The following is a 23,900-nucleotide window of genomic DNA, read 5'->3' on the forward strand; positions in this document are numbered from 1 at the left end:
CCCTATGTTCTTCGGTTTCTTGTCGAAAGTCAGCGCCCGCTCAGCCAGGCGAGCGGCACCATCACGAGCTGCGGAAACAGCACGAGCAGGAACATCGCGATGGATTGCGCGATGAAGAACGGCCAGACGCCCCGGATCACGGCGCTCATCGGTACCCGGGCAACGCCGCAGACGACGTTGAGCACGATGCCGACCGGCGGCGTGATCAGGCCGATGGCGTTGTTGATGATGAAGAGCACGCCGAAATAGATCGGGTCGATCCCCGCCTGCTTAACGATCGGCATCAGCACGGGCGTCAGGATCAGGACCGTCGGTGTGAAATCGAGCGCCGTCCCGACAGCCATGACCAGGAGCATGATGATGATCATCAGCACCGTCTTGTTGTCCATGAAGGGCTGGAGCAGAACTGAGAGCTCGGCAGGGATGTTGGCCTGCGTGATCAGCCAGGCCGATACGACGGCTGCGGCTACGAGCAGCATCACGGCGCTCGTTGTCTTGGCGGCAAGCAGCGTGACCTTGTAGAGGTCTCGGACCTTTAGTTCGCGATAGACGAACATGCCGACGATCAGCGCATAGACCGTCGCAACGACGGCAGCTTCCGTTGGCGTGACGATCCCAAAGCGGATGCCGCCGAGTATCGCGACCGGCATCAGCAAGGCGAGCGATCCGTCCCAGGTTGCCTTGAGCCTTTCGGCGCCCGTCCTACGGGGCAGCACCGTGACCTTGTCTTTGCGGCAGACAATCCACCAGGCGATGACCAGCGACAGCCCGATCAGCAGTCCCGGGAAGACGCCGGCGAGAAACAGCCGGGTGATCGAGAGGTTGGCCGCGACGCCGAAGACGATGAAACCGATCGAGGGCGGGATGATCGGCGCGATGATGCCGCCCGACGCAATCAGGCCAGCGGAGCGGCCTACATCGTAGCCGGCGCTGCGCATCATCGGCAGCAGGATCGAGGCGAGCGCAGCGGTGTCGGCGGCAGCCGACCCCGACAGCGAGGCCATGATGATCGCGGCGAAGATCGCGACATAGCCGAGACCGCCATGAAGGTGTCCAACCAGTGACAGCGCGAAATTGACGATGCGCTTCGACAAGCCGCCGGCATTCATCAGCTCGCCGGCGAGCAGGAAGAAAGGGATCGCAAGAAGCTGGAAGGAATCCGCTCCGATGATCATGTTCTGTGCGATGATCTGGGTGTCATAGACACCAAGCCACAGCATCAGGCAGACCGCGCAGACGATCAACGCAAAGGCGATCGGCATGCCGAGCGCCATCGCTCCGCAGAGCGAGACCAGGAAGATCGTGACGGTCATTCCAGGTGCCCCTTCAGGTCATGCGAGGGGCTGGCGCTGTAGTCGCCAACGAATTCCGCGAGTTCATGCGGGCCGAGTCTGCCGGTCAACGCACGGTAGAGCCGGGCGAGCGTGATCAGGCCGATCCCGATGCCGGCGAAGTAGAGCACGTTGTAGACATAGGCCATGCTGATGCCGGTGACCGGTGCGACGGAGCTGGCGTTGATCTCCTGCTGTTTCCAGGTGCCTTCGAGCAGCATCAGACAACAGGCGAAGACGATTAGGTCGCTCAGGATCATGCAGATGCGGCGGCCAGCGTCACCGAGGGTACCGACGAAAGTGTCGACGCCAAGATGCCCGTTCTCGCGCATCACCACGACGGCCCCGATGAAGGTCAGCCAGACGAAGAAATAACGCGACAACTCCTCCGACGCGTTGATGCCGGAGTTGAAGGCATAGCGCAGCACAACATTGCCGAAGACCATCACCACCATTCCGGCAAGCAGGGCGACGAGAACGGCTTCAAGCGCGCGTAAGATCCACCTTTCGGCGATGGCTATCATGCGGCATTTCCTCGGATTTTCTTTTTATGGGGCTTTCATCAAGACGCCGGTCGGCGCCGTGTTCGATATGCGCGCGGGCCATCGCGAGCAGCTCGGCCATGGCCTGGCGGGCCTCGTCCGGGGAGCGAGCGGCAATAGCGTCGGCCACGCGCTTGTGAGCCGCCACCGATGCGCGACCTCGTGCGTGATCGTGCATTGAAAGGCGGAACGACGCTTTCAGCACCGCATGCAGGATCGGCTTGAGCTGAACGAGCAGGAGGTTTCCCGAAGCCTCGAGGATTGCCTCATGGAAGCGAAGGTCCGCAGCCTCGTGACTGGATATGTCCGGCGAATTCGTCATCGCCCCGAGGGCGGCCATGACCGCTTCAATCTGCGGGTCGGCACCGCGCTCGGCGGCGAAGGCGGCGGCCGCGGGTTCCACCATGCTGCGGATTTCCAGAAGATCGCGCTCGAAGCCGTTCGCCATATCGGCGTCGGTGATCCACGCCATCACCTGCGGATCCAGCAGCCGCCAGGTTGCGATCGGCTGGACCCGGGATCCTACCCGCGGCCCCGTCGTGACCAGCCCGAGCGCCCTCAACGTCTTGGTCACCTCCCGGATCACCGTTCGGCTGACGGAGAAGGTCTTCGCCAGCTCATCCTCCCGAGGCAGGGCGCCCAAACTTCCGAAAGTGCCGGTGACGACCATCCGACCGATGCGGTCGACAAGGACATCATGGAGGCTGGAAGGACGGCTCATACAAATATCGTATCATCGTATGATTGAGGCGGTCAATCCACTTCCCTTTGTGAGCGCCAGGACTTGGCGAGCGCGCCGGCCGTGCGGGTCAAGAGCGAGTTAGCGCCCACAACATCGCGCGTTCGACGTGATGCGCGGGGTGGGGCTAACCTAACTTCCGGAAGGCTAAGTCCTTTTCGTCGGCGGTGGCGAATTACTTAGAGCCAAAGTGCGAGTTGGTCCGCCAGCCGACAACGGCGGTGCGCGCCTGTGAATGTCTGGTTCGCGGCGACGAGCCAGTGTTCGATTGCGGCGAGGCGAGCGCTAGCAGGATGCCAGGAGATGGAGGTTATCAGCTGCGCTCAAGATGCCGAAAACACTCCGTCGGACGTGAGATCGCTTCATCACGAGTTAAGTCCCGCCTCAGGCGCGTTCGGCTCGCATCTCAGAGTATTTTCGCTGCGATAGTTTGATCCAACGCAACGAACGCGGCGCCCCAGAGCGCAGGACGCGGGGAGGCTTTGGGAGGCGATCCTAATCGATGGCTCAAAGAATGTACTGGTGACGATCGCACAGGAAGGGCGGGACGAAGACGCCTCGGCATCTACACTACGTCACCACCAGAACGGGTACCGAACTGCGGGAAAGTACCTCGGAGGTCTGGCTGCCCAGCAGAAAGCGACGGAGCCCGCGTCCGCCGTGCGAAGCCATGACAATGAGGCTGCAGTGGCGGTTATTGGCAATTTCTACGATTGCCTCGGCCGGGAGAGCCTGTGGAATGTGAACGGTCTCGGCGTCGACGCCGGGACGATCTGCAGCAGCTCTGGCATCAGCCAATGTATTCTCCGCGGCTTGCCTTTGGCTCACCTCATACTCCCCCGTCTCCATCGGCGGCGTTGTCCATCCGGCGCTGGCCGCGGCACCGGCATAGATCGGAAACGGCTCGGATACGGTGACTATAGTGACCTTGGCGCCCACGCTCTTAGCCAGGTTCAGGCCATGGTTCACGCCCTTCTGGGCAAAATCCGATCCGTCCGTGGGTATGAGAATGAGCTTGTACATTGTCCGACCTGCTCCCTGCTTTCCCGCAGTCATAGAATAGGTCTGGCCGGGTTTTGGTTTTCCCGGAACAGCGGGCGGGTTGATTTGACGCAATCGCGAACTCGCTCATCTGGGGTACAATTGACCAGATGCCCCGTCGTCCGGAGGTCGCCATGAAGACGACGATTAAACACGGGCCGGTATCCTGCAGGTCGGACCCTCCTGCCTTCACGATCGAGACAGATGAAGACTACGCCCTCGCGATCCACCGCATCAAGGCGTTCTCGGTACAGGATGGAAGCAGTTACCGAGAGTTGATGGCACTCAAGGACGCGATCCGCGTCTGGGAGACAAACCATCCGGGTATGACGGGACCTATAGGCGGACGCTGAGAACGCCGATGACCTGAGACCCATTTCTCAGTTTGCCTCGAGGCAGCCTCGCGCCAGGAGCGGACTCTGGGCTACCGCCCCGGACCAGACATTCACAGGCGCATCTCCGTGGTCTGTTGGCGACCCTTTGCCGAAATTCCATCCCCGCGTAACAACCGCCGCAATATGCAGCGTTGCGAAAGTTTATTTTGGCTTTATCATATAGTACAAAGCAAAATGCAGGGCGCATGCGGCAAAGAATACCGCCACAACGCCGATCCAAGGCTTGATTTCTATAAACACAAAAACCAGCAAGTATGTGGATATAAATATAAAAAGCATATCAATGATGTAGATTAGCGCCATATCAAGTTACTCTCCGATTAAGATACCTCATCGTGCGCCAGATAGTTTAAAGGCGCCTTCTTACTCTTCCAAGCGTCATTCCGTCCGCTTCCGACCCATAGCGGGCATTCGACCCTTGAACGCCGATCAAGGTTGGTCGCGAGTCACTAACTACATGCCGCCTCACGACTAGGCACAGCGGGCTAACCTTCGTACTCTCCAGGTAGGCCCGGTAATCTGCCAGGGATCAGCAAGCCCATGACTTTTGGATCGGTAATTTACGCCCTAAGTCTGGCTCTTTCTGGCTCCGTGCTTGTATTTCTGTTCTACGACGAGCCGTGGAATTCTGAAAAGCTGCTCGGGCTCGGATTGATGGCCCTTGCTTTGTTCACGGGAATATTTGTTCGCAATAAATGCTACAATCTGGCCATTGTGGCCATGATTGCATACGCATCATATGAGATTTACCATTATTCTAGATTTCAAGGCGCGAGTAAGACATCAACTCAACTCAAGAATGATGCCGTGATTATTGGCATTTTTGCGTATCTCGGTTGGATTCTCACAGGAACTTACCTTCTATGGAAGGTGGGAGAGTTTCTCGCGCGGTGGAAAGCTAAGTCCCCCGCATTGACCCATAACTCCAAGGACTGAGCCCGTGGTGTTCTTAGCGTAGAGTCCGCTATCGACCCAATTGCGCCGTTGGCCGTCCGGTAAAGAAGGCACGGCGGGTGCCCGCCGTGCCTGACGTCACAGGTCCGTTTGCTCCGAAAGGAGAAGCGCATCGTCAACCTCGATACCGAGATATCGTACGGTGCTCTCCAGCTTCGTGTGGCCCAGAAGAAGCTGGCAAGCGCGCAGATTGCCAGTGCGTTTATAGATCAGCGCGACCTTCGTTCAGCGGAGACTGTGCGTTCCGTATAACGCTGGGTCCAATCCGATCAGAGCCACCCAGTTGTCCAGAAGGCGGCCATACTGACGCGTCGTCACGTGATCACCGTGCCGACTACGGCTCGGGAAAAGCCAATCGTCTTCACGAGAAGCTCTCTTTCTCAGCCAGGTGGTAAGCGCGTCGCGTGTTGAGTCCGTTAGTTCGAATGGTACGGGCCGCCCGGTCTTCTGTTGAACGATGGCGGTTCGGAGCCGAACCGTGCCGCCAAGGATGACGTCGCCGACGCGAAGGCGAACGAGATCGCATCCGCGTAGCTTGCTGTCGATCGCGAGGTTAAACATGGCGAGATCGCGAACACGCCCGTCATGTTGTAGCCGGGTTCGAATAGCCCAGATGTGCCTTGGCTTCAGAGGTGGCTTCGGGCCGATGATGCGTCCGAAGTTCCAAGCCTGATGCTGCAGTTGGTCTTGCGCTTGGGTATCCATGGCAAATCCCCTTCGTGGGGTGCCGCATCCAAGACAATACTATCAAATGCGCAGGCGCCGATCAGCCGCTTCCAATGCTCATTTGAGTGGTGCGGGGCCCGCCGCGCGCCAATAGCGGGCTCTGCCTCGTTGCCCGAAAGCGGCCCCACACAGCGCAGTTGCGCCACGCCCGGAGCCGCCCCCTTGCAGACATTGCCGTTGCACCGCCGGAACACCGAATTGGCCATGGTTCGCTGGCGCCAATCCACACGGTCCATATTTTTACGCACTGGCTAAATCGTACTTCGGCTGGCGAGGAGCCAAACGACGTCCGCAAGGACCTGTGCACCCGCGGTCAGATGCTCCGGCTCGGCCCATTCGTCGGGATTGTGCGATATCCCGCCCCGGCACGGCACGAAGATCATCCCGGCCGGACAGACATAGTGCAACTGCCGCGCATCATGGCCGGCCGCCGAATAGACATCCATGGCGGGAATACCGCGCGCCGCGGCCGCTTCGGCAATTGCGCTTCGAATCGCGGGGGCGAAGTTCAACGAGGGTGAATGCTGAATCTGTTGCAGCTCGACGCTGCAATCCCCCCTCAACTCCTCGGCGATGCGGCGGATCGCGGCATCGACTCGGTCGACCACGGCATTGTCGGGGTGACGGAGGTCGATGGAAAAGAAGGCTCCCGCCGGCACGACGGACGGAGCGTTCGGCGTCACCTGCAACATGCCCACCGTCAGCAAGGTGTCAGCCGGCTCCATGGCGGCTTCGTCCATGGCGCGGATCATACGGACGGCAGCCATCAGCGCGTCGCGCCGGTCCTTGCGCAAGGCGGTTCCGGCATGAGCCGCCTCGCCCAGGACGCGAACCCTGTAGCGCCGCGTGCCCTGAATGCCTGTCACGATGCCGACCGGGATGCCCGCCCGTTCGAGCACGGACGCCTGTTCGATATGCGGCTCGACATAGGCGGCGATCGGCAGGCCGAACGCCCGCAGCGGCACGTTGTCATCGGCCGCGAGGATGGACGCCACCGCCTCGCCGATGCTGATGCCGTCTGCGTCGCAGATGGGTAGCACCGCCTCGAGCGCCTTGGCTCCGGTGTAGAGCTCGGAGCCCGTCATGCCCGGTGCGAAGCGCGAGCCTTCCTCATTGGTCCAGGCCACGATCTCGACCGGGCGGAGCGGTCGCTCGCCACACGCCACGATCGCGCTTGCCGTTTCAAGTGCGGCGAGCACGCCGAAAACGCCATCGAACCTGCCGCCGGTCGGCTGCGAATCGATATGCGACCCCGCCACGACGGGCGCGAGCGAAGGATCGCGCCCCTCCAGGCGCAGGAACAGATTCGCGGCCTTGTCGGTAAAGGCCTCCAGGCCGATCGCGCGGCCCCAGGCGATCAATTGCGCGCGCGCCTGTGCTTCCTGCGGCGACAGGGTTGGACGATCGACGCCGCCGTCGGCGCGGGCGCCAAAGGCGGCCAGCGCCATGTGGCGGGCCCAGAGACGCTCGCCATCGACGAAATCGGACAGACGTTGGCTCGTCGTCATGCTCAGTCGGTCCGCATGATCTGCGCCGGATTGGCGCGTGGATCGCGCGGTCCCCAGCGTCCGGCCTCGACCTGCGCGATGAACTCGGCGAGCAGGCGGTTGAAGAGTTCGGGCTCTTCGAGATTCAGCGTATGGCCGGATTTCGGGAAGACGGCGAGGCCGCAGCGCGGCACGACCCGCTTCAGATAGAGCCCCGGCTGGATGCAATGGTCATCCTCGTCGCCGGTCATGACCAGCAGCGGCGTCTGCATGGCGCGGAACTCGGCCTCGAGGTCGTAGAGCGAGGGCCGGCGCATCTGCACGCCGCGCATGGTGTTCGCCGCGCCCAGCGAATCGTGCTGGCCGAGCCGCTCGGCGAAGAGCGCCCATCCGCGCGGGTCCTTGTCCTGGAACTGGACGCGCGACGCCCCCTCGGCATAGGTCGGCGCGAAGTCCCTGGCTCCACGCTGCTCGAAATTCCGGGCGACCTGCTCGGAGATGCCCCTGAAGTAATCCTCATGGGCCTTCTCGGCGCCATAGCCCGCCCCGGCGGCGACGACCGACACCACGCGGCCGGGATGGCGCAGCGCTGCATGCAGCGAGGCGAAGCCGCCCATGGAGAGCCCGACGACATGGGCCTTCTCGATGCCGGCCGCGCTCAGCACGTCCACGATGTCGTCAGCCGCCCGCGCCTGCGAATAGCTTTCCACGCTCTCCGGCACGTCGGAGGGCCGGTAACCACGCGCCGCGAAGGTGATGCAACGGTGCCGCCGCGCGAAGAAATTGAGCTGCGGCTCCCAGCTCCAGTGGCTGCCGCCGAACTCGTGCACGAAGATCATCGGCGTGCCGGTGCCGGCCTCCTCGTAAAAGAGCCTCACGCCGTCGCTGGCCGTAGCAAAAGCCATGTCGCGCGCCCCTCAGATCACGGACCGGCGCGAGGCGATGCCGCCATCGACGGTGAAGATCGCGCCGGACGTATAGCCGGAGCGGTAGGAGGCGAGGAACACGATCAGGTCGGTGACCTCGTGGACATGGGCCGGGCGCTTCAGCGGATAGCGCTGTTGCAGCTCCTCGTAGCGGCCGGCATCGCCGAGCCAGTCGGCGGCGCGCTTCTTCAGCATGTTGTAGATGCGATCCGTATCGACCGGGCCCGGATTGACGCCCACCACCCGGATATTGTCGTCGAGCGAGTGGCCGCCGATGGCGCGGGTGAAGGCCATGAGGCTGGCATTGCCGGTCGTGCCCGCGACATAGGCGGGATCGAAAACCTCGCCGCCATTGCCGATATTGTTGATGATGACGCCGCCGCCGCGTGCCTTCATGCGCGGATAGAGCGCACGCGTGAGGTTGATATAGCCGAAGACCTTGAGCTCCCAGCCGGCACGCCATTTCGCCTCGTCGACGTCCCACAATGTGCCGCTGGGGACGACGCCGGCATTGTTGACGAGAATGTCGATATCGCCGACGGAATCGACCACGCGCTCCACCGCGCCCTCCTTGGTCAGATCGAGCGCGTGCGCCGTCACCGTGACGCCATGGGCGGCTTCCAGCTCGCGCTTCAACTCCTCCAGCCTGTCGCCGGAGCGCGCCACGACATGGAGGTTGCAGCCCTCCTCGGCGAATGAGCGCGCCAGCCCCTCGCCGATGCCCTGGGATGCGCCGGTGATCAGGACCGTCTTGCCCTTCAACTCAAGATCCATCTTCGATTTCTCCTTCTATGAGCGCTGCGACGGGCAGGCCGGCTCAGAACAGTTTCACGTCTTCGTTTTGGCCACGGACCTGGTCGACCATGGTCGGCAGCAGATCGACGAACTCCTCGACCCAGGCGGTCGGGACGGTGGTGCTGATCTTGACGAACCGATCGCCGAAATTGGGCGTGTGGTAGGCGCCCTGGCGGATCATGATGTCGTGCTTCTGATAAGCCGCGACGAGCGCCTCCGGCTTCACGCCGGCCCGCTCGCATTCGAGCACGACGAAATTGCCGTTTGACGGGAAGACCGGCATGGACAGGCCCGGAATCCTCTCGGCTGCGTCCTTGATCAGCTTCTGGTTGGCGCGCTGCTGCGACAGGACCCCCGGAAACCACTCGGCCTTGATGCTGAGGCCGGCCAGTGCAGCGCGCTGGGACAGGATGTTCGAGCCGAGATTGTTCGGGGGAGCCGCCGAGAGCTTCTCGATGATGTCTGGATGGGCGACGACGGCGCCGACGCGCATGCCGGCCAAGCCGAGCCATTTCGAGAAGCTGTAGATGGTCAGCGTCCGCTCGGGATAGCGCGTCGCCGCCAGTGTGTGCTCATGGGCGAAATGGCGATAGGTGCAGTCGTGGATCAGGTAGGCTCCGGCTTCGCGCGCGGCCGCCACAATGCCGTCGATCTCGGCCGCCGTGCAGGCCGAGCCGAGCGGATTGTTCGGATCGACGATGTAGATGACCTTGGTCTTCGGCGTGATCGCCGCCTTCAGCCGCTCCGGCGCGAGGCGATAGCCGTATTCCTCGCCATAGATCGGGATCTGCGTGACCTTCGCACCGACGGCCCGCGCGAAGGCCATAGGCCAGTTCCAGGTCGGGTCGGTGGTGATGAACTCATCGCCCGGCCCGAGCAGGCTGTGGCAGACATGGTACAGCGAGGCGACCGCGCCGTCGGAGACCAGGGCGGCCTGCCCCTCCAGGCCGAGATCGGCGACGATGCCATGGCGCAGCTCCTCGAGCCCCGCCGGCGGCGCGTAGATGTGGAACTCCTCGTCGCGGATGCACTTCTCCATCGCCGCCAGCACGGCGGAATGCGGCGTCGCGTGATTGGTGTTCTGCCCCATCCAGCGCAGGCCGGTCGTGTTCACGAGCCGGTCGAAATGGGCATTACGAACCTCGAAGGATTTCATGACATCTCCGTACCGTGGTGCCATTCTGGTATAATGAACTGGCTGACTTGGTTCATTTTGACGAGTCGTTGCACAAAACTCGTATGCCGAACAGCCTAAAATTACGCCTCTATGGCAAAAACGTATGCAAGATTGAATTTTCTGCATAATGACGCTTGCGTCCCGGGTGGATCACGGTGATTGTTGTGCCAGCGCCACCGGACGGCTGGCTCGCGATGGATCGAAGGGGAGACTTGGATGCTTGTTTCACGTCGCAGCGCCCTCAGGGGCTTCGGTGCCGCAGCAGCAGCGGCGGCAACGGGCTCGTTCGCCATCCCTGCGCTCTCGCAGGGCCTGAAGAAGGTTTCCTTCACGACCTCCTGGATCCCGGAGGGGCCGAACCTTTTCGCCTATGTCGCGCGCGACAAGGGCTTCTGGAAGCGCCATGGCCTCGACGTCTCGGTGGCGCGCGGTTCGGGTTCGGGAGCGGCGGCGCAGGCGGTCAGCGCCGGCACCTTCGATTTCGGCATGGCGGCCACGCCGACGGTGATCGTGCAGGCGGCGAAGAAGCTGCCGATTACCTGCATAGGCCAGATCAACTATGACGCGCTGATGGGGATCGGCGTCCTGTCCGGCTCGCCGATCCGCGCGCCGAAGGATCTCGAGGGCAGGAAACTGGGCGCGAGCGTGACCTCGGGCGAATATCCGTTCCTGCCGCTCTATGCCGAGAAGGCCGGCATCGATCTCGAGAAGCTCCAGATCCTGCAGGTCGACGGCAAGGTGCGCGAGCGCACGCTGGTCGAGAAGCAGGTCGATGCGGTCTCCGCCTTCGCTACCAGCACCGTCCCGTCGCTGGCGCCGCTCGGCACCGATGTCCGCTTCATGCTTTTCTCGGCGGTCGGCATCGAGTTCTACGGCCAATCCCTGACGACCCAGCCGGCCCGCCTCCAGCAGGACCGCGCGCTTTGCGAAGCCTTCGTCCAAGGCGCGATGGAGGCCATCCAGTTCACGATGACCAATTTCGACGAAGCCGTGGACATCTTCCTCAAGGCCAATAGCGAGGTCGCGATCTCCTCGACCGGCAAGGAATATGCCCGCATCGGGCTCGGGCTGACGAACCTCACCAATCTCGTGCCCGAGGTGAAGCAGAACGGTTTCGGCTGGGCCGACCCGGCCAAGATCGCCACGATGGCCGAACTCGTGATGAAATATGCGGCGGGCGAAGGCTCCGTGAAGCCGGATGTCGGCACGCTGTTCACCAACGACTTCGTCGGCAAGATCAAGCTTTCACCCGCAGAACTGGCGATCGCGGAGAAGAGCGCCGCGCCGTTCCGTAGATATGTCGGCTCCTGACCGGCGCAGCGAACGAGGCGACCACTGATGCTGAGTTTGGCACCCAAGGCGGAGCTTACCGTGGCCGAGACACCTCTCGTATCGGTCACGGATGTCCAGAAGACCTATTTCACGCGACAGTCGCCGATCCATGCGGTCGCCTCCGCATCCGTCGACGTGGCGAGGGGCGAATTCGTGTCTCTGCTCGGCCCGTCCGGCTGCGGAAAGTCGACGCTCCTGATGATGATCGCCGGGCTGGAGCGGCCGACGGCAGGCTCCATCATGCTTGCCGGCGAGCCAGTCGCGGCGCCGCGCCGCGACATCGGCATCATCTTCCAGGACGCGACCCTGCTGCCATGGAAGAGCACACTGGAGAATGTGCTCTTCCCGATCCGAATCCTGCGCCTGCCGATCGAGAAATACACCGACCGGGCTCACAGCCTGCTCAAGATGGTCGGCCTTGCCGGATTCGAGCACAAGAAACCAGGCGAACTCTCGGGCGGCATGCGCCAGCGCGTCGCGATTTGCCGGGCGCTGATCCACGATCCCGAGATCCTGCTGATGGACGAGCCGTTCAGCGCGCTCGACGCCATCACCCGCGACCAGATGAATGTCGCGCTGTCGGAGATTCTCGAGACTTACCGCAAGACCGTGATCTTCGTGACCCATTCGATCCGCGAGGCCGCCTTCCTCTCCGACCGGGTGGTGGTGATGGGCGGACGACCGTCGACGATCATCCTCGACATGAAGATGCCCTTCCCGCGGCCGCGTCGGTTCGAGATCGAGGAAACCCAGGAATTCGCGCAGGTCTGCCGGACATTGCGCCTGACCATCGAGGCCGCGCACGGCCATGGCGAGGTCTCCGTCAAGCCGGACCACGGCAAGGCGACCTCCGCCGTCAGCATCATCGAGTGAGGTCCAGCATGGCAAAGGCCACCATCGGTACCGAGACCGGTGCCGCCCTTCCGGCTTCCGGAGCCAGCCGGTTTCAGGGCGCCGCCGGCCTGAGCAGCATCGTTCTGCCGCTTGGCCTGGCCTTCGTCGTGCTGGCGGCCTGGCAGCTTTACGTCACGATCTGGGAGGTCCCCTCGGTCATCCTGCCGTCCCCGGTCTCGATCGCGAAATACATCGTTGCGCGCTACGATATCCTGCTGATGCATGCGGTGCCGACGACGCTGGAATCCGCGGCCGGCTTCCTGCTCGCGCTCCTGCTCGGCATCTCGCTCGCCATCCTCATCACCTATTCGGATATGGCGCGCGAGGCGCTCTATCCGAACCTGATCTTCTTCCAGCTCATCCCGAAGATCGCGCTCGCGCCGCTCTTCATCATCTGGCTCGGGGTCGGCTCGCAGTCGCGCATCGCGTTCTCGGTTTTCATCGCCTTCTTCCCCGTGGTCATCGCGACGACCGCCGGCTTCCTGAGCGTCGACCGGGGCATCCTGAGGCTGTGCCGCTCGCTGACCGCCACGGAATGGCAGGTCTTCACCAGCGTGCGGTTCCCGATGGCCCTGCCCCATATCTTCAGCGGCATGAAGATCGCGATCACGCTGGCCATCATCGGCGTGATCATCGGCGAGTTCATTACGGCACAGGCGGGCCTGGGCTATCTCATCATCTTCGCGACGGCGCGCGCCGATACGGAGGTGTCGATGGCCGCCATCGTGGTGCTTTGCATCTGCGGCCTGCTCCTCTATGGGCTTGTGGCACTCGCGGAGGTGGTCGCGAACAGATTTTATTCGGCAGACAGCCGGTGAGGCGCTGAGCGTGATGGCGCGAGTGAACGGATCGATGACGCCGGAAGAGCCTGAGTCGCTTTCGGCCGGAGTGGTCACCCGGCTTGAGGAAGAGATCCTCAAGGGGATCCGGCGACCGGGCGACAAGCTGGACGAGCGCCAGCTCGCCGAGCAGTTCGGCATGTCGCGCACGCCGGTGCGCGAGGCACTGCAGCGTCTGGCCGCCAGCGGCCTCGTGGTGTCGCGCGGGCGCCAGGGGCTGCAGGTCTCGCAGATGTCGCTCGCCGACCTCCTCGACGCGTTCGGAGTCGTGGCCGAACTGGAAGCCTTCGCCTCCTCCCAGGCCGCCCGTCGCATCCAGCCGGAACAGCGGACGCGGCTCCAGGCGGCGCACCAGGCCTGCGCCGAGGCTGCGGGGGCGGAGGATGCGGAGGCCTTCTATGCGGCCAATCTCGATTTCCACGAGCTGATCGCCGCCGCGAGCCATAACCGCATTCTGCAGGACGAGTTGCGGCGGCTGACGCTCAAGATCTCACCCTATCGCCGCACCATCACCTACCAGCCCGGACGGATGCACTCGTCCATCCCCGAGCACGAGCGCGTGATGGAGGCGATCGTGCGGGGCGATGGTGTGCAGGCGGCGCAGATGATGCGCTCGCATGTGACGCTGCTCGGCGAAGGACTGTCGGACCTGCTGCATTTCCTGCGCACCTCCGGGCAGCACGGGCTGCTGACGGAGATTCCATAAAGTCCACTACCCCACACGCCGCAACACTCTCACCATCACCATTTGGCTGAGTTGCGCCAGGTCCGGACGTTGAGATAATGCCCGGAAGCGGACCTTGCCGCGTGATATGTCGCGGCCAAAATCGATCCCGTGAACCATTCGCGGCGCACGGTCGGACGATCGAGATCTGGCGCAACGTGGCCTCTGACTGCTTAGATCGGCATGCCAGCCGCGACATCGGTCGGCACGAGTGCGATCGGCCGAGCCTTCGCATCGAAAGTCCAGCCTTCAGACTTCCTCCTCGGCATGAGCGCGCTCGAATTCCCAGACCCGCTCGAAGCCGATTATCCGGGTGAACTCGCCGAAGGGGTAGAGCTCCCCTGCCCAGCCTTGCGTCGAGCCCGTCGCCTTGATCTGGGTGTAGACCGATTGCAGAGCGCTCGCCGCGGCGAGCAGCCCGGCGACCGGATAGATCGCGATCTTGTATCCGAGCCCTTCCAGCTCGGCACGGCCGAGGATCGGGGTGCGCCCGCCCTCCACCATATTGGCCAGCAGCGGCACATCGAAGGTGCGGCCGATGCGTTCCATCTCCTCGTTGCTCTCGGGCGATTCGATGAAGAGGATGTCGGCGCCGGCCTTCAGGAAGGCCTCGCCACGGCGCAGCGCCTCATCGAGGCCATGGGCCGTGCGGGCATCGGTGCGGGCGATGATCTTGAAGGCGGCGGATGACCGCGCCTGCGCGGCGACCTTGATCTTCCGGGCCGCGTCTTCCAGCGGGATGACCCGCCGCATCGGCGTATGGCCGCATTTCTTCGGGAATTCCTGATCCTCGAGCTGGATCGCCTGGGCGCCGCTCGCCTCATAGCCGCGCACGGTGTGGTCGACATTGAGCAGGCCGCCATAGCCGGTATCGCCATCGGCGATGAGAGGCGTCGCCGTGCCCTCGGCGATCTGCCGCACGCGCCCGACCATGTCGGAATAGGTCGCAAGCCCCGCATCCGGATAGCCGAGATGGGAGGCGACGACGCCAAAGCCCGTCATGTACAGCGCCTCGAAGCCGGCCCGGTCGGCGAGCTTCGCCGAGACGAGGTCGTAGACGCCGGGCGCGACGATCAGGCCGGGCTGGCGCAGGCGTTCGGACAATGTCTGGGGCATCGAGGATCCTTACGTCGGAAGGAAGGCCCCGGCCGCCGCGCAGCGGCCGGGGCGATCGCGCTCGCGAGCGCTTACGGGGCCGGGTAGGTGATCTTGGCGGCGGCCTTCTCGGCCGGCCAGACGACCTCCTGCCCGCCATCCGGCTTGTACTGCACGGCTATCATGCTCTTGTCGGTAATGAGCTGATGCTTGCCGCCCATCTCGGAGGCGGTATAGGCGACCTTGCCGTAGGGCGTGTCGAAGGTCATCGAGCCGAGATTGGCCAGGATTTTCGCCCGGTCCCAGGAGCCTGCCGCCTTGGCCGCGTCGCGCAGCGTCTGCATCGCGACATAGCCCTGGACCGCGCTCGACACGACCTCCCCGCCGCGCTTGGCCTCGGCCTTCTTCACCCATTCCGCCAGGCCGGGAGTGGTCTGCTTGGCCGACCAAAGATCGATGACAACGACGTTGTCGCCGGCCGTGCCGAGATCGGAGCGCTTCTCACCCGCGCCCTGCGTGACAAGGAGCTTGGGCTTGACGCCGAGCTGCGCGGCCTGGCGCGCGATCTGGATGTTGTCACCGGAATAGCCGATCAGGAAGAGCACATCGGGGTTGAGCCCCTTGGCGCGGTTCAGGATCGGCGAGAAATCCGGCGTGCCCGCCCGGAACGGCTCGTTCATCACGACGTCGAGCCCGGCCTCCTTGGCGTATTGCTGCGTGAACTTTGCACCGTCGGTGCCGTAGAGCTTGTCCTCATAGGCGATGGCCAGGGTCTTCACGCCGGGGATGCTCTTGAAGAAGTTCACCGCCGCCTTCTGGCGGTGATAGTCCCAGATATAGACGTGATAGTACCAGTCGTACTTGCCGAAGCCCTCCTCCAGGCGAACCGAGGAGGAGCCCGGATGGACGAAGATCGGCTCGTAGCGCTGCAGCGCGTTGAGCAGCGCGAAGTCCGATGTGCTGCCGAAGCCGCCCACGAAAGCATCGACCTTGTCCTGCGTCGCGAGCTTCGCGGCGATGGTGGCCGACGTATTGGCCTCGCCCTTCGTGTCCTCGACGACGAGCTCGATCTTGCGCCCGAACAGGCCGCCGGCCTCGTTGATCTCATTCGTGGCGTACTGGATGCCCCAGAGGATCTGCGTTCCACCGCCGGCCAGCGCGCCGGTCAGCGGCAGTGGCACGCCGATCTTGATCGGCTGCTGTGCGGACGCCGCCGTCGTGGCGAGCGCCGCCCCGGCGAGCACGGCCCCGGCCGCAAGATGTCTAAGCCTGCTCCACATCCTCTTATCCCTCCCTGAATGGCCTGCTCGTGACGGCAGGCATTGGCCTGGATTCCCCGGTTCACAATCCGAGGTAGGCGATCCTGAGTTTCTCGTTGCCGGCGACCTCCTGCATGGTGCCCGTCAGCGCGACATGCCCCTCATCGAGCACGAGGCAGGTATCGGCGACACTTATTGCCGCGGCGAAGTTCTGTTCGGCCATCACGATAGCGCAGCGGCTCGCCGCCTTGATCCGTCCCAGTGCCTCGAACAGCTCCTCGACCAGCTTCGGCGCCAGTCCGGCGGAGGGCTCGTCGAGCATCAGCACCCGTGGCTCGATCATCAGCGCGCGGCCGATAGCCAGCATCTGTCGCTGGCCCCCGCTCATCGAGCCGGCAAGCTGGCCGCTGCGCTGGCGCAGCACCGGAAACAACTCGAACACCACCTCGCATAGCCGTTGCCTTTCGGCATGGGCACTGCGAGGCGACAGCGCCTCGAAGGCACCCCGCAGGTTCTCCTCGACGGTGGCATTGGCGAAGCAGCGGGCTCCGTCCGGAACGAAGGCGATGCGGGAACGGGCGAGCTGCCAGGGCGACTGCCCCGACAGGTCCTGCCCATCGAGCCGCAGATTGCGGCGCAGCGTATCGACGGTTCCGGCCAGCGCGCGCAGCGATGTCGTCTTGCCGGCACCATTGGGCCCCAGCAGCACCAGCAGCTCGCCGCCGGAAACATGAAGCGAGAGCTTCGGCACCACCGTGAGCTCGCCGTAAGCCGCCCGCTCGATCGTGGCTTCGAACCTGTTCACAGCGAGAACCCCTTGCCGAGATAGGCCTCCCGCACGCTCTCGTCACGCAGCACCGTCTCCGGCGCTCCCTCGGCGAGCAGCCGGCCCTGATTCAGCACGATGGCGTGGCCGCACAGGCGGGCGATGATCCGCATTACATGCTCGATCACCACCACCGTGACACCGGATGCGTGGATCTCCCGGACGAGGCCGATGACCTGGTCGGTGTCCTCCAGGCTGAGCCCGGCCATCGCCTCGTCGAGCAGCAGCACCGAGGGGCGACAGGCCAGCGCCCGCGCAATCTCGAGCCGCCGCAGATCCGAGACGGAGAGCTGGCCGCAGCGCGTCGTCACCGCCGGCCGCAGCCCGCAATAGCGGGCGAGCTCGGAGACATCGCTCGCTCCGCCCGGCAGCGGCCGAGGCGAACTCACATAGAGCAGCGGAACCGCGATCACCTCCTCGATCGTCAATTCCTTCGGCACGCGCGGAACCTGGTAGGTCCGCGCCAGGCCGCGATGGACGATCCGGTCGGGCCGCAGGCCGGTGATGGATTCGCCCCCGAGCGCGACGCGCCCGCTGCGCGGCGGAATCTGGCCCGAGACCATGTTGACGAAGGTGCTCTTGCCCGATCCGTTCGGCCCGATCAGCGCCGTGATCGCTCCGGCCGGGATGGCGAGCGTCACGTCGTCGATGGCCTTCAGGCCACCGAAAGCGACGGTGCAGCCCTCGATGCGGAGCGCGGTCACGATGCGAGCCTCGGTTTGGCCTGGGGCTCTCCAGGCTGCGGCCGGCGGCGGCGCAGGCGGTTGCGGAGGAAGCCGACGAGCCCCTCCGGCATGCCGACGATGAACAGGATGATCACGGCGCCGTAGACGACCTGATAGCCGACGCCGCCGACGAAATGGCGCGCGACCTCCTCGAGCAGGCGCAGCACGACCGCGCCCACTACCGGGCCCAGCGTCGTGTCCATGCCGCCGAGGATCGTCACCGCCAGCGGCAGTACGTTCCAGTTCGTCGTGAAGACGTCCTCGGGGATCACATAGCCGTAGAGCCCGCAATAGCAGGCGCCTGCTAGCCCCGCGACCATGCCCGAGACGGCGAAGGCGAGCACCTTCAGCCGCGTCACCGGCACGCCGGACGCCGCAGCGAGATCGGGATTGTTGCGGATCATGAAGAAAGCCGGGCGGAAGCGGCGGCCGAGGAAGACATCGCTGACGATGGCCGCCGCAACGAGGCAGCCCGTGATGAAGGCGAGCTGCAGCGGCGGCGAACCGCCCGCGATGACCGGCGGCATGATCCCGGTCGAGCCGCCGGTGATGCCCGGCGTGACGAGGATGACGACATGGATCGACAGGCTGAAGGACAGGGTCGCGATGGTGAAGTAGAGCCGGCGCAGCCGCAGCGTCACCGAACCGAGCAGCACGGCCACCAGCCCGCAGACCAGGATGCCAGCGATCCAGCCGAGCACCATGCCGAACAGGGGCGTCAGCAGGGCAGAGCCGTAGCCGCCGATGCCGAAGAACGCAGCATGCCCGAGCGAGACCTGTCCCGTCCGCGAGAGGATGTCCCAGGCCAGGGCCAGGATGGCCGAGATCGCCGTCCCGATCGCGACTTGGATCAGGAAGGGACGGTCCGTGGCCGCGATCAGCAGCAGCGGCGCGGCGATCGCGACATAGAGGCCGAGACGGGGAAGGAGGCCGCTCATGCCTGCACCTGCCGACCGAAGAGCCCGCTCGGCCGCACCAGCAGGACGAGCAGCAGGATCAGGAAGGCGACGCCGAAGCCCCAGCTGCCGCCGCCGGGAACGAAGGTGCCGATCAGCCCCTCGACCAGCGCCAGGATCGCGGCGCCGACGAGCGCGCCGGGAATGTTGCCGAGACCGCCGAGCGCGATGATCGCGAAGGCACGGATGACGAGGTCGACGCCGACCGACGGCTGGACATAGAGCACGAGCGCGACCAGCCCGCCCGACAGGCCCGCGGCCGCGCCGCCGATCACGAAGGACAGCTCGAAGATGCGGTCGACATTGATGCCTGCATGCATGGCGAGCACGGGATCGTCGCTCGCGAATCGCATCTGCGTGCCGTAGCGGGTGTGGTTCTTGATGCCGAGCATCACGAGGAAGAGCAGAAGCCCGACCAGCGCGACGACGATGTTGTTGCCGGGCACGGTCACTCCGGCGAACTGCAGGCTCGGCAGCAGCGCCGGCGCCTGCATCACGCGCGGATCGGGCGACCAGAGGATGATCGCGATATTGAGCAGCAGGATCGACAGGCCGAGCGTGGCCAGGAGCTGGTTGTGCTCGTCCTGCTTCAGCACCCGCGCCAGGAACAGCCGGTAGACCAGGATCGAGAAAGCCCCGAGCGCCACGCCGGAAGCGAGCATGCCGAGCCAGGGCGAGACCCCGAAACGGGTATAGAGCCCATAGGTCAGGAATGCGCCGAGCATGACGAATTCGCCATGGGCGAAGTTGATGATCCGCGTCACGCCGACCGTCAGCGTCAGCCCCGCCGCCACCGCGGCATAGAGGCCGGCGATGCTCAACGACAGGAGCACGGCCTGTATGATCGAGGCCGTCATGGCGCCGGACCTGCGAGCCGTCGGGTCTTAGTCATCGAGCGCCTCCGCCGATGCCTCGGAGAAGTCGAGCAGCCTGGACTTGTATTCGCTGCGCGGCAGCGTGCCCGGCGGCACGAGATGGATCGCCGTGGTTACCACCAGCGTCGCGCGGATGTCGGCTTCGATCCGCTCGCGCAGGCCATCCGGGGTCGCGCCCGCCTCGGCAAGCTCCACCACGACCTTCAGCGGCGGGGCCTGCTTCACCCCCTTCGCCGTGGGCCGGACCGAGACCACCCCGGTCACGGCCGGCGCGAAACGGTTGACGATCTCGCGGATCGCCGAAGGGAAGACGTTGACGCCGCGCACGATCAGCATGTCATCGGTACGACCGATGCAGCGCACCCGCGGCGCCGTGCGCCCGCAACTGCAGGGGCTCGTCCAGACCACGACATGGTCGCGGCTACGGAAGCGCAGGAGCGGCGCACCACGGTGCTTTAGATGGGTGTAGACCAGCTCGCCCTTCGCGCCGTCCTCGACGGGGACCTGCTTGCCGGTATCGGGGTCGATGAGCTCGAAATGAACGAAGCCGCGACCGGAGAAGTGCATCCCGTGCTGCTCCTCGCACTCGCCCCAGAGCGAGACTGAGATGTCGCCGATGCCCATCGCCTCGGTGACCTTGGCGTTCCAAGCCTCCTCGAGCTTCTCGCGCATAGCCGGCTCACCACCGCCTGGCTCGCCCGCTACCATGATGCGTTTGATGCTGCTGTTGCGCAGATCGAGGCCGCGCGCCTCGCCGATCTCTGCGAGATGCAGCGCATAAGAAGGCGTGCAGGCCAGGATCTGCGGCTTCAGCAGCTTCACCGCGGCGAGCAGTCGCTCCGTATTCCCGGTGCCGACGGGGATATGGCAGAGCCCAAGCCGCGGGAAGGCGTCGAGTGCCGCCCCGGCGACGAAGGGGCCGGCATTGTAGGTTGAGACGATGCGCTCGCCCTTGCCGAGCCCGCTGGCGCCATAGCTGCGCGCCGAGGTCCGGATCCAGTTGTCGAGGTCGCCCGCGGTCAGCGGGATGTAGCTGGGCAGGCCGGTCGTGCCGCTCGTCGAGAAGATGCGAACCACGTCTTCGAGCGGGGCCGCGAGATGCGTTCCGATCGGGTCCGCCTCGCTGCGGCTCTGGCGCAGCTCGTCCTTCTCCGTCAGCGGCAGGGCGCCGATCTCGTCGAGGCCGCCCATGGCCTCGGGCGAGGCGAAGCCGCTCGCCTGCAGCTTCTCGCGGAAGAAGCGCGAGCGGCCGTAGAGATAGCGGAGCTGCTCGCGATAGAGCGTGTCGTCCTTCGCGCGCTGCTCGGGCCAGGGCAAGGTTTCGATATCGGGTTCCTGCAGCATCTGCCCGGTCCTCAGCTCAGTTCGCGGGGTCGTAGGTGACGGCTTCCTCGGCATGGTGTGCGAGGAGGAAGCCGATCGGGCGCCGCTGTTCCTCGGCCAGATGCCCGAGGATGCCCGCGGTGCGGGCCAGGATCGGCACGGCCTTGATCATGCTGTGCGGGAAATCGAGGTCCATCAGCACGGCCGCGATCGGGCCGGAGACGTTGAGCGGCATCGGGCGTCCCCAGGCGGTGGCGACCGCGCCGCGCATCCGCTTCAACAGGTCGAGATGGCGGCCGGCGATGCCGCGCTCCTCGACCAGGTCGAAGATACGCTCGGTGCGCGGATCGACAGGGTGATGGATCGGATGGCCGAAGCCCGGCATCTTGCCGCCGGCGCGCCGCGTGCTCGAAGCGATGTCGTTGACGACGGCGTCGGGGTCCTCGCCGGCATCGACCCGCGCCGCCGCCTCGGCCAGGACCTTGGCGCAGAGCTCCGCCGTGCCCAGAACGACCGTGCCGCAGCCGAGGATGCCAGCCGCGACCGCGCCCTGCAGGCTGTCCGGCGCCGCGGCCAGCGTCATCCGCGCCGCCTGAGCGGTCGGCGTGAGACCATGCTCCGCTATGGCGACGAGCAGCAGGTCGAGGAAATAGCGCTGCTGATCGGACGGCTTCTGGCCCGTGACGAGGAAGAAGAAGAAATCGGTGAAGCCGTAATGGCCCATGATCTCGCTGGTGAAATCCTTGCCGCGGATCTCGATGCGATGCGGTTCCGACATGCAGATGCTGGTAACCGCTGGACCTGCCTTGCCAATCAACATGTCACCTCTCCTGATGCCGGGCGCGCGAAGAGAGTCGGCTCGGCAGAGCCGAGCACTGGCGTCTGGGCTGGACTTGGGCGTTTCCTCTTCGCCGTGTTCGGTGTATTTTGTCTTCTAAGTTTGTAGGACAATATTGCAGGTCGAAATGTTGTCAACCGTGTTGGAGGCTGGTAGGTCCATCACCATGGCGACACTCGAGGATCACCTGCCCGACGTTTCATCAGGCCCCGAGGTCCTCGACGGCCCGGAGCGCGGGGGCACTGTCGAATACATCCTCGAGCACCTGCGGAGCGGCGTCCTTCAGGGCCGCTACGCTCCGGGGCAACGGCTCATCGAGGCAGACCTGACTCAGGAGCTTCGCGTCAGCCGGGGCCCGCTACGCGAGGCATTTCGGCGCTTGTCGGCAGAAGGCCTTCTTGAGATCGTTCCGCACCGCGGAGCGATGGTACGCCGCCTCACCCTCAAGGAGATGAAGGAGCTCTTTCAGATCCGACTTGGACTTGAGATGCTCGCAGCGAGGCTGGCCTCTGAGGCCATGGCACATCCCGCGACCAGGTCGCGTTTCGAGCAGGATATAGAGCCGATCTGGGATGAACGCGCCCGCGCCGCAGGGCCTGACTACATCGAAGAAAACCACCGGTTCCACGATGCCGTGGTCGCAGCTAGCGGGAACGAGCAGCTGCTCAGGCTGACCAAGCAGTTGCGGCTACCCGCGCTCATGTACCAACTGACGGGCACGCTGACGGTCGAAAACATCGCCGCTTCCCTCGCCGAGCACCGCGAGATCGCCCGCGCGATCCTGGCCGGCGATGCTGCTTTGGCGGAACAGCATGTCAGGGATCACCTGCAGCGTGCGATCCGGGTGGCCGAGGCCATGCCCCAACGCGTGTTTGCCCGATAGAAAGTCCAAAGCGAGATTGACCGCGCTTCGGTCTCTAGACCTGGCGTTGGCAGGCGGAGGCGCCGTCTTTGCCCGGCCTGAAACGAATTCATCGGTGCGGGTTAGCAAAGCCGGTCAGCACATGACTAAATGCTACCTCGCGAATATTCGAAGATCCACAAATGGCGCCGTCTAGGTGATCAGCCGGTGTGGGGCGAAGGTCAGATTCGGATTCTAGCCAGCCTTCTAACGATCTAGACGCCTGACTTCCCGGAGGCGCCAGGAGCCGACATTGACACCTTGACCGAAAGCGGACCGCACGCTCCGCACTATTGCTTGAAGCAATTTTCCCGATGCCATTGCAGGAAGCGCGGGTGGGGGCGCTCGTGCGGATTGGGCGGCGCAAATGCCCGCCCGGTCCTGTTCACGAAGCTGCGGATTCCGTCCGGGTCGTTGGCCTGGCGGGAGATGACGATGTCGAGGTCGTCGGAAAGGGTGATCAGGCCGCGATCGAACATCCAGTGGGCGGTTCCGGAAAGCGCGATGCCGTTGTTGACGATGTCCGGGCCGTTCGCCTCGACGGGCCGAATATGCGCGGCGTCGACTTCGGCACGACCGCCGCCGTTGATCAGCTTGAGTCCGGTGATGGCGCACCGCTCATCGTACGCACGGAGGACCACGCGCCGGAACACGCGATCCCGGACGATCCGATTGGTGATGATGCCCAGCCGCTCGCGCTCCTGTTCAAACACGAACGGCGTCTGAGTCTCGGCGAAGCCTGTCCCGGCGTCGGGCTGGTCCAACCTCGGCAGCAAGGCATTGTGCTCATCCAGACCGAGAGCGAGGATGCGATCGAAGTCGGTCGGCGAAATCGGTCGAACGGCGGCCTGCGCCCGGCCTGAGATGCGTCCATCCTCGTTCAGGACACCTCTTTCCACCAGCGCGCCAGCGGCATCGGTGAACGGCACTGGCCGGGCGAAGTCGAGATAGCTGCCCGGCTCGATGATGGCGATGTACATGCCGGAGGCGGCAGGGTCCGGGATGACCTCTTGAACCCGCGCGATCGCGTAGTAGCCGCGAGTGCCCTTCAGCTTCCGGGGTTCGTAATAGATGATCCAGTCGCCGATGCAGGCCTGCACACGGCCGAGATACGGTCGCGGGAACTGATAGCGTTCTGCCGGGCTGTCGTCGTAGATCGAATCGGGACGGTGGATGAAGACGCCGAAGGCCATCGCGGTA

24 protein-coding genes and 1 pseudogene are annotated in these 23,900 nt (G+C 64.4%); 7 read left to right on the forward strand and 18 right to left on the reverse strand.

Annotated features, from left to right (window positions below; genetic code table 11):
* Window positions 1-29: 29 nt before the first annotated feature.
* The 4 genes from AC2FAN_RS04780 to AC2FAN_RS04795 all read right to left on the reverse strand — a co-directional run bounded on the left by AC2FAN_RS04780 (window position 30) and on the right by AC2FAN_RS04795 (window position 3,635).
* Window positions 30-1,313 carry a TRAP transporter large permease gene (locus AC2FAN_RS04780; RefSeq protein ID WP_485172887.1) on the reverse strand — a complete coding sequence of 428 codons (1,284 nt, stop codon included), beginning with the start codon at window positions 1,311-1,313 and terminating at the stop codon, window positions 30-32.
* Complete coding sequence (locus AC2FAN_RS04785; RefSeq protein ID WP_265055216.1) at window positions 1,310-1,855, reverse strand: TRAP transporter small permease; 546 nt, start codon at window positions 1,853-1,855, stop codon at window positions 1,310-1,312. Before AC2FAN_RS04785 ends, AC2FAN_RS04780 begins: the two co-directional genes overlap by 4 nt.
* Window positions 1,815-2,594 (reverse strand): FadR/GntR family transcriptional regulator, encoded by a 780-nt coding sequence (locus tag AC2FAN_RS04790; protein ID WP_485172888.1) that lies wholly within the window; start codon window positions 2,592-2,594, stop codon window positions 1,815-1,817. The genes AC2FAN_RS04785 and AC2FAN_RS04790 overlap by 41 nt, the downstream gene beginning before the upstream one ends.
* 588 nt (window positions 2,595-3,182) lie before the next feature.
* Entirely contained in the window at window positions 3,183-3,635 is a 453-nt protein-coding gene (locus tag AC2FAN_RS04795) for a universal stress protein (protein WP_485172889.1), read from the reverse strand.
* Between the two features lie 152 nt (window positions 3,636-3,787).
* Here AC2FAN_RS04795 and AC2FAN_RS04800 point away from each other — a divergent pair, with 152 nt between their 5' ends.
* Together AC2FAN_RS04800 and AC2FAN_RS04805 are read left to right on the forward strand one after the other, a co-directional pair.
* The gene (locus AC2FAN_RS04800; RefSeq protein WP_485172890.1) at window positions 3,788-4,006 is read left to right on the forward strand and encodes a hypothetical protein; all 219 of its coding nucleotides are present in this window, start codon (window positions 3,788-3,790) and stop codon (window positions 4,004-4,006) included.
* Window positions 4,007-4,588: 582 nt separating this feature from the next.
* A complete protein-coding gene (locus AC2FAN_RS04805; RefSeq protein ID WP_485172891.1) occupies window positions 4,589-4,984 on the forward strand; it encodes a hypothetical protein in 396 nt (131 codons plus the stop codon).
* A gap of 96 nt (window positions 4,985-5,080) precedes the next feature.
* On the opposite strand, the pseudogene AC2FAN_RS04810 reads toward AC2FAN_RS04805, so the two are convergent.
* The 5 genes and pseudogenes from AC2FAN_RS04810 to AC2FAN_RS04830 all read right to left on the reverse strand — a co-directional run bounded on the left by AC2FAN_RS04810 (window position 5,081) and on the right by AC2FAN_RS04830 (window position 10,092).
* Window positions 5,081-5,707: pseudogene (locus AC2FAN_RS04810) on the reverse strand (tyrosine-type recombinase/integrase).
* Between the two features lie 272 nt (window positions 5,708-5,979).
* On the reverse strand, window positions 5,980-7,236 hold the full coding sequence (locus AC2FAN_RS04815; protein WP_485172892.1) for a M20 family metallo-hydrolase: 1,257 nt from the start codon (window positions 7,234-7,236) through the stop codon (window positions 5,980-5,982).
* Window positions 7,237-7,238: 2 nt separating this feature from the next.
* Window positions 7,239-8,120: an alpha/beta fold hydrolase gene (locus tag AC2FAN_RS04820; RefSeq protein ID WP_485172893.1), complete on the reverse strand. Its 882-nt coding sequence runs from the start codon at window positions 8,118-8,120 to the stop codon at window positions 7,239-7,241.
* A gap of 12 nt (window positions 8,121-8,132) precedes the next feature.
* Window positions 8,133-8,915: an SDR family oxidoreductase gene (locus AC2FAN_RS04825; protein WP_485172894.1), complete on the reverse strand. Its 783-nt coding sequence runs from the start codon at window positions 8,913-8,915 to the stop codon at window positions 8,133-8,135.
* A 43-nt stretch (window positions 8,916-8,958) separates the two neighbouring features.
* Entirely contained in the window at window positions 8,959-10,092 is a 1,134-nt protein-coding gene (locus AC2FAN_RS04830) for a pyridoxal phosphate-dependent aminotransferase (protein WP_485172895.1), read from the reverse strand.
* A gap of 237 nt (window positions 10,093-10,329) precedes the next feature.
* Here AC2FAN_RS04830 and AC2FAN_RS04835 point away from each other — a divergent pair, with 237 nt between their 5' ends.
* From AC2FAN_RS04835 to AC2FAN_RS04850, 4 genes are read left to right on the forward strand one after another with little or no spacing between them, the layout of a single operon-like run.
* Window positions 10,330-11,424, forward strand: coding sequence for an ABC transporter substrate-binding protein (locus tag AC2FAN_RS04835; protein WP_485172896.1), 1,095 nt, complete (start codon window positions 10,330-10,332; stop codon window positions 11,422-11,424).
* A gap of 60 nt (window positions 11,425-11,484) precedes the next feature.
* Window positions 11,485-12,318 carry an ABC transporter ATP-binding protein gene (locus AC2FAN_RS04840; protein ID WP_485172897.1) on the forward strand — a complete coding sequence of 278 codons (834 nt, stop codon included), beginning with the start codon at window positions 11,485-11,487 and terminating at the stop codon, window positions 12,316-12,318.
* Window positions 12,319-12,326: 8 nt separating this feature from the next.
* Window positions 12,327-13,157: an ABC transporter permease gene (locus AC2FAN_RS04845; RefSeq protein WP_485172898.1), complete on the forward strand. Its 831-nt coding sequence runs from the start codon at window positions 12,327-12,329 to the stop codon at window positions 13,155-13,157.
* Window positions 13,158-13,170: 13 nt separating this feature from the next.
* Window positions 13,171-13,884 carry a GntR family transcriptional regulator gene (locus AC2FAN_RS04850; protein ID WP_485172899.1) on the forward strand — a complete coding sequence of 238 codons (714 nt, stop codon included), beginning with the start codon at window positions 13,171-13,173 and terminating at the stop codon, window positions 13,882-13,884.
* Between the two features lie 267 nt (window positions 13,885-14,151).
* On the opposite strand, the gene AC2FAN_RS04855 is transcribed toward AC2FAN_RS04850, so the two are convergent.
* The 8 genes from AC2FAN_RS04855 to AC2FAN_RS04890 form a co-directional block, all read right to left on the reverse strand.
* Window positions 14,152-15,018: an isocitrate lyase/PEP mutase family protein gene (locus tag AC2FAN_RS04855; protein WP_485172900.1), complete on the reverse strand. Its 867-nt coding sequence runs from the start codon at window positions 15,016-15,018 to the stop codon at window positions 14,152-14,154.
* Between the two features lie 71 nt (window positions 15,019-15,089).
* A complete protein-coding gene (locus AC2FAN_RS04860) occupies window positions 15,090-16,277 on the reverse strand; it encodes an ABC transporter substrate-binding protein (RefSeq protein WP_265055076.1) in 1,188 nt (395 codons plus the stop codon).
* A 61-nt stretch (window positions 16,278-16,338) separates the two neighbouring features.
* Entirely contained in the window at window positions 16,339-17,061 is a 723-nt protein-coding gene (locus AC2FAN_RS04865) for an ABC transporter ATP-binding protein (protein ID WP_265055077.1), read from the reverse strand.
* Window positions 17,058-17,786, reverse strand: a complete 729-nt coding sequence (locus AC2FAN_RS04870; protein WP_485172901.1) for an ABC transporter ATP-binding protein — start codon at window positions 17,784-17,786, stop codon at window positions 17,058-17,060. The genes AC2FAN_RS04865 and AC2FAN_RS04870 overlap by 4 nt, the downstream gene beginning before the upstream one ends.
* Window positions 17,783-18,745, reverse strand: a complete 963-nt coding sequence (locus tag AC2FAN_RS04875) for a branched-chain amino acid ABC transporter permease (protein WP_485172902.1) — start codon at window positions 18,743-18,745, stop codon at window positions 17,783-17,785. The genes AC2FAN_RS04870 and AC2FAN_RS04875 overlap by 4 nt, the downstream gene beginning before the upstream one ends.
* On the reverse strand, window positions 18,742-19,620 hold the full coding sequence (locus AC2FAN_RS04880; RefSeq protein WP_485172903.1) for a branched-chain amino acid ABC transporter permease: 879 nt from the start codon (window positions 19,618-19,620) through the stop codon (window positions 18,742-18,744). Before AC2FAN_RS04880 ends, AC2FAN_RS04875 begins: the two co-directional genes overlap by 4 nt.
* Before the next feature lie 27 nt (window positions 19,621-19,647).
* Window positions 19,648-20,982: a phenylacetate--CoA ligase family protein gene (locus tag AC2FAN_RS04885; protein ID WP_485172904.1), complete on the reverse strand. Its 1,335-nt coding sequence runs from the start codon at window positions 20,980-20,982 to the stop codon at window positions 19,648-19,650.
* 16 nt (window positions 20,983-20,998) lie between these two features.
* Window positions 20,999-21,781: a citryl-CoA lyase gene (locus AC2FAN_RS04890; RefSeq protein ID WP_485172905.1), complete on the reverse strand. Its 783-nt coding sequence runs from the start codon at window positions 21,779-21,781 to the stop codon at window positions 20,999-21,001.
* 184 nt (window positions 21,782-21,965) lie between these two features.
* On the opposite strand from AC2FAN_RS04890, the gene AC2FAN_RS04895 reads away from it, so the two are divergent.
* Window positions 21,966-22,682 carry a GntR family transcriptional regulator gene (locus AC2FAN_RS04895; protein ID WP_485172906.1) on the forward strand — a complete coding sequence of 239 codons (717 nt, stop codon included), beginning with the start codon at window positions 21,966-21,968 and terminating at the stop codon, window positions 22,680-22,682.
* A gap of 308 nt (window positions 22,683-22,990) precedes the next feature.
* Here AC2FAN_RS04895 and AC2FAN_RS04900 read toward each other — a convergent pair whose 3' ends face one another.
* Window positions 22,991-23,893: an HNH endonuclease gene (locus AC2FAN_RS04900; RefSeq protein ID WP_485172907.1), complete on the reverse strand. Its 903-nt coding sequence runs from the start codon at window positions 23,891-23,893 to the stop codon at window positions 22,991-22,993.
* Window positions 23,894-23,900: the final 7 nt, after the last annotated feature.

This window comes from Allobosea sp. RIT-PG3_2, assembly GCF_057321085.1.